This window comes from Rhodococcus sp. BS-15 (assembly GCF_000813105.1).
GTDB lineage: Bacteria > Actinomycetota > Actinomycetes > Mycobacteriales > Mycobacteriaceae > Rhodococcoides.
The window spans coordinates 1-4,910 of the sequence record NZ_BAOX01000337.1 but is presented as its reverse complement, the minus strand read 5'-3'; the positions used below and the strand labels follow the sequence as shown (position 1 = coordinate 4,910).

The following is a 4,910-nucleotide window of genomic DNA, read 5'->3' as shown; positions in this document are numbered from 1 at the left end:
CCGGCGCGATGGCCGAGGAGCCTCGCGTCGCGATCAAGGCGCTGGGAAGTTTCGGGCATGCGCTCACCGGGCCCACCGAAGGCAAGGGTACGGAAGCGCAGGCACTGTTCGGTTTGACGCTGTCCACGAGGCCGCGGGTTCGCGCCGCGCTGTTCGATCGAGCGGTTGCCCACGACGACCTGCTGCGCAGCCTCGACATCCCTGCGTTCGTCCTGCACGGAACGCAGGACACCGTCGTCGACGTCTCTGCCGGACGGCACGCTGCGGAGCTGATTCCCACGGCGGTAGCGTCGTACTGGGATGGTGTCGACCACGGCCCGTTCGTAGCCGATCCGCAGCGCTTCCTCACCGAGGTGACCGAGTTCGTGAACGGTCTGAGTCTGCCCGGTCGTCAGAAGGGGGTAGTTATCGAGACGTAATGTGGAGGCGTGCACACTGAAGAAGTGATTGGACGCCAGCTGAACAGGGTCGCTGTGTTGTCCTTGCATACCTCCCCGCTGGCGCAGCCCGGAACGGGTGACGCGGGCGGCATGAACGTCTACGTGCTGCAGAGCGCGAAAGAGCTGGCCAAGCGGGGCGTGGAGGTCGAGATCTTCACCCGCGCGACGGCGTCGACCGACGCTCCCGTCGTCGAGGCAGCTCCCGGCGTACTGGTGCGCAACATCGTCGCCGGCCCGTTCGAGGGGTTGGACAAGCACGACCTTCCCACTCAGCTGTGCGCATTCGCAGCCGGGGTGCTGCGGGAGGAAGCGCGCCACGAACCCGGCTACTACGACCTGGTGCATTCGCACTACTGGCTCTCGGGTCAGGTCGGCTGGCTGGCGCGAGATCGCTGGGGAGTGCCGTTGGTGCACACCGCGCACACTCTCGCCGCCGTCAAGAACGCGTCTCTGGCGCAGGGCGACTCGCCCGAGCCCGCCGCACGTCAGATCGGTGAGCAGCAGGTGGTGGCCGAGGCGGATCGACTGATCGCCAACACCACCGAGGAAGCGAAGTCTCTCGTCGAGATCTACGGTGCGCAGCAGGGTTCGATCGATGTGGTTGCACCGGGAGCCGATCTGGCGCAATACAATCCGGGTGACAAGCTCGCGGCGCGCGCCGAACTCGGATTGAATCCCGACGAGTCGATCGTCGCATTCGTCGGACGCATCCAGCCGCTCAAGGCCCCCGACGTGCTGATCGCCGCGGCTGCCGAAGTGCTGCAGCGCAATCCGACGACACCACTGCGCGTCCTCATCGTCGGCGGCCCGTCCGGCAGCGGACTGGATCGACCCGACAGCCTCATCGATCTCGCCGAGAACCTCGGGATAACTGCCCGGGTGACGTTCCTGCCGCCGCAGCCGTCGGCGCGCCTGGCCCAGGTCTACCGCGCCGCGGACATCGTCGCCGTGCCGAGCTACAACGAATCGTTCGGCCTGGTTGCAATCGAAGCCCAGGCATGCGGAACTCCGGTCCTGGCCGCGGACGTCGGCGGACTCGGCGTGGCGGTGCGATCGGGCGAGACCGGACGCCTGGTGCAGGGCCACCGCACCGAGGATTGGGCGGATGCTCTCTCGTCCATGTTGGCGGACCCAGTTGCCTTGGCCGACATGGCGTCCGCGGCACCGCGGCACGCCCGCAACTTCTCCTGGGAGCACACCGCCGACGGACTCATCGAGAGCTACCGGCAGGCCAAGTTCCACTTCGACCGAGGCGAGGGACCGAGCGAGTTCTCTCCGCGACGCGTCCGAGGATTGTCGAAACTACGCAGATCAGGAGCTGTGACTGCATGAGCGAGACTGCCGAACTGATCGACCGGGCACTGAAGGACCGCGAGCTGGACTACACCCGTCGGGGCGAGGTGTTCACCGTCGAACTGCCAGGGGAACGCAAACTCAAGACGACGACGATGCTGAACGTCGGGCATCACGGGGTCCGCATCGAAGCGTTCGTCTGCCGCAAACCCGACGAGAACTTCGAGGGCGTCTACAAGTACCTGCTGCGACGCAACCGCCGCCTGTACGGGGTTCACTACACGATCGACAAGGTCGGCGACATCTACCTCGTGGGCCGAATGTCGTTGCACGCCGTCAACGGTGACGAACTCGATCGCATTCTCGGCCAGACCCTCGAGGCCGCCGACGGCGACTTCAACGTGCTGCTCGAGCTGGGATTCGCGGAGTCCATCAAACGCGAATGGGCGTGGCGCGTCTCGCGCGGCGAATCGTTGGCGAACCTGAAGGCATTCGAGCACCTGGTGGACAAGCGGGAAGCGTAACTCGCCCGAAATGGGACGGCGTTGCTGCCGGTAACGTCCGGTTCCTAGCCTGAAGCGATGACCAGGCCAGAGGACGCTCGCCCGCCGGTGCTGCAGATGTTCGGATACGGTCTGCAACACATTCTCTCGATGTTCGGCGGCGTCATCGCCGTTCCGATCATCGTCGGTGGAGCGGCCGGGCTCTCGGGGGCCGATCAGGCACTGTTGATCTCGTGCGCGTTGTTCGTCAGTGGCGTGGCAACGGTGCTGCAAACGATCGGCATCCCGTTCTTCGGCTCGCAACTGCCTCTGGTACAGGGCATTTCGTTCGCTTCGGTCTCGACGGTTCTCACGATCATCGGCAGCGCGGAGGACGGGCGAACCGGACTGCGCACGGTGCTCGGAGCAGTTCTGGTGGCCGCGCTGATCGGATTGGCGATAGCCCCGTTCTTCTCCAAGATCGTTCGGTTCTTCCCGCCGCTGGTGACCGGATGCATCATCACCGTCATCGGACTGTCGCTGATGCCGGTGGCGGCACGCTGGATCACCGGCCAAGAGATGGTTGGCGGTGCGCCGAACCCGAACTACCTGGACCCCGGCAACATCGGGCTGGCGATGTTCACCCTCCTCGCCGTGCTGGTGATGACCAAGATCCCCGGACTGTCGCGGCTGTCGATCCTGCTCGGACTCGTCGTCGGCACCATCGCGGCACTGATCGTCGGCAAGACCGACTTCGGCGGCGTCGCCGACGCGTCCGTGGTAGCCGTCCCGACACCCTTCGCCTTCGGCTCACCGATATTCGCGATCGGCGCGATCGTGTCGATGACCATCGTGATCCTCGTGATCATGGTCGAGACCACCGCCGACATCCTCGCCGTCGGCGAAGTGGTCGGAACCGACGTCGACTCCAAGCGCGTCGGTGACGGCCTGCGCGCCGACATGGTGTCCTCCGCCGTCGCCCCGATCTTCAACACCTTCCCGGCCACGGCCTTCGCACAGAACGTCGGCCTGGTCGCGATGACCGGCATCAAGAGCCGCTTCGTCGTCGCGATGGGCGGCGGCGTGCTTGCGCTGCTGGGCCTTTCGCCGGTACTCGCGGCCGTCGTCGGGGTCGTCCCGCTTCCGGTGCTCGGCGGTGCCGGAATCGCGCTGTTCGGAACCGTCGCCGCCAGCGGTATCCGCACCCTCGGCAAGGTGGACTACGACAACAACACCAACGTCGTCATCGTGGCGGTGACCTTGGCGTTCGGTCTCATACCTGTTGTCGCGAGCGACTTCTGGGACGAATTCCCGGACTGGTTCGTCACGATCTTCCACTCCGGAATCAGTGCCGCCAGCATCGTCGCAGTGGTGCTCAACGTATTCTTCAACGTATTCAAGCCCGGTACGCCAGCGAACCCATCGGTGGTGGCAGCGGGCCCCGCAGTGATGGTGCGTGAGGACGAAGCGAAGGTGCTCGGCGACGGCGGAAGCTTGCCCGACAAGGCTGTGCCTGACAAGGCCCTGCCCGACAAGGACGCCTGAGTGAAATCCTGCGCGCCCCCGCCCGCACGAGTACCGTCCCGGACCAGAAGAAACACATCTAAATTGGAGGACATCTTGTCATTCGTCACCCGCACGAGCACGCGGAAGGCAGCACTCGGCGGCGTCGCGTCGCTCGGTGCCATCGCCCTGATCGCAGGCTGTGGATCTGCCCCCGAAGACGAAGGATCGGGCGGAGGCGGATCGAGTGACTTCCTGCCCTGCATGGTCTCCGACAGTGGCGGATTCGACGACAAGTCGTTCAACCAGCTCGGGTTCGAGGGCTTGACCGAGGCCTCCGAAGAGCTCGGCGTCGAGCCGCGCACCGTCGAGTCCGCATCGCCCACCGACTACGGCCCCAACATCAACAACCTCGTCGATCAGGGCTGCAACCTCATCGTCACCGTCGGATTCGATCTGGCCGACGCCACCAAGGTGGCCGCCGAGGCCAACTCCGACATCGACTTCGCGATCATCGACGATTCCACGATCGATCTGCCGAACGTCAAGCCGCTGACCTACGACGCGTCGCAGTCCGCATTCCTCGCCGGCTACGCGGCCGCGAGCTACAGCACCACCGGTGTGGTCGGTACGTTCGGTGGCTCCCAGTTGCCGACCGTCACCATCTTCATGGACGGGTTCGCCGACGGCGTGAACTACTTCAACGAGCAGAAGGGCGAGGCAGTCCGCGTCATCGGCTGGGACGTGCCCTCGCAGAACGGCTCGTTCACCGGCGGATTCACCGCCAACGAGGTCGCGAAGAACACCGCCCAGGGTCTGATCGACCAGAACGCGGACGTCATCTTCCCGGTCGGCGGTCCCATCTATCAGAGTGCGGCACAGGCCATTCGCGACTCTTCGCGTCCCGTCGCCCTCATCGGTGCCGACGCCGACGTCTTCGAGTCCGACCCCTCGGTCGGCGACCTGTTGCTCACCTCGGTGACCAAGGGACTCAAGACCAGCGTCGACGAGGTCGTCGCCAACTCCGGTGCCGATGCGTTCGACAACACCCCGTACGTGGGCACGCTCGAGAACGACGGAGTCGGTATCGCACCGTTCCACGACTTCGAGTCCGAGGTCGACCCCGCACTGCAGGGCGAGCTGGACACGATCGAGGCCGGCATCATCGACGGTTCCATCACCGTCGAGTCGC

At 65.3% G+C, this 4,910-nt stretch carries 5 protein-coding genes; all 5 read left to right on the top strand.

Annotated elements, in window-relative coordinates; genetic code table 11:
• Window positions 1-419, top strand: a 419-nt coding sequence (locus RHBS_RS24325; RefSeq protein WP_145977589.1) for an alpha/beta fold hydrolase, incomplete at its 5' end; no start/stop codon positions are given.
• A gap of 9 nt (window positions 420-428) precedes the next feature.
• Window positions 429-1,772 carry a D-inositol-3-phosphate glycosyltransferase gene (mshA, locus tag RHBS_RS24320; protein ID WP_187298615.1) on the top strand — a complete coding sequence of 448 codons (1,344 nt, stop codon included), beginning with the start codon at window positions 429-431 and terminating at the stop codon, window positions 1,770-1,772.
• Window positions 1,769-2,257, top strand: coding sequence for a YbjN domain-containing protein (locus RHBS_RS24315; protein ID WP_121873483.1), 489 nt, complete (start codon window positions 1,769-1,771; stop codon window positions 2,255-2,257). Before mshA ends, RHBS_RS24315 begins: the two co-directional genes overlap by 4 nt.
• 57 nt (window positions 2,258-2,314) lie before the next feature.
• Window positions 2,315-3,760, top strand: coding sequence for a nucleobase:cation symporter-2 family protein (locus RHBS_RS24310; RefSeq protein WP_128646655.1), 1,446 nt, complete (start codon window positions 2,315-2,317; stop codon window positions 3,758-3,760).
• Window positions 3,761-3,835: 75 nt separating this feature from the next.
• The coding region (locus RHBS_RS24305) for a BMP family protein (RefSeq protein ID WP_237669649.1) at window positions 3,836-4,910 on the top strand (1,075 nt) is incomplete at its 3' end.

What these genes read in the sequence shown, in the direction of transcription:
- RHBS_RS24315 (WP_121873483.1), top strand. Translation starts at nt 1,769, where the DNA reads ATGAGCGAGACTGCCGAACTGATCGACCGGGCACTGAAGGACCGCGAG.
- RHBS_RS24310 (WP_128646655.1), top strand. Translation starts at nt 2,315, where the DNA reads ATGACCAGGCCAGAGGACGCTCGCCCGCCGGTGCTGCAGATGTTCGGA.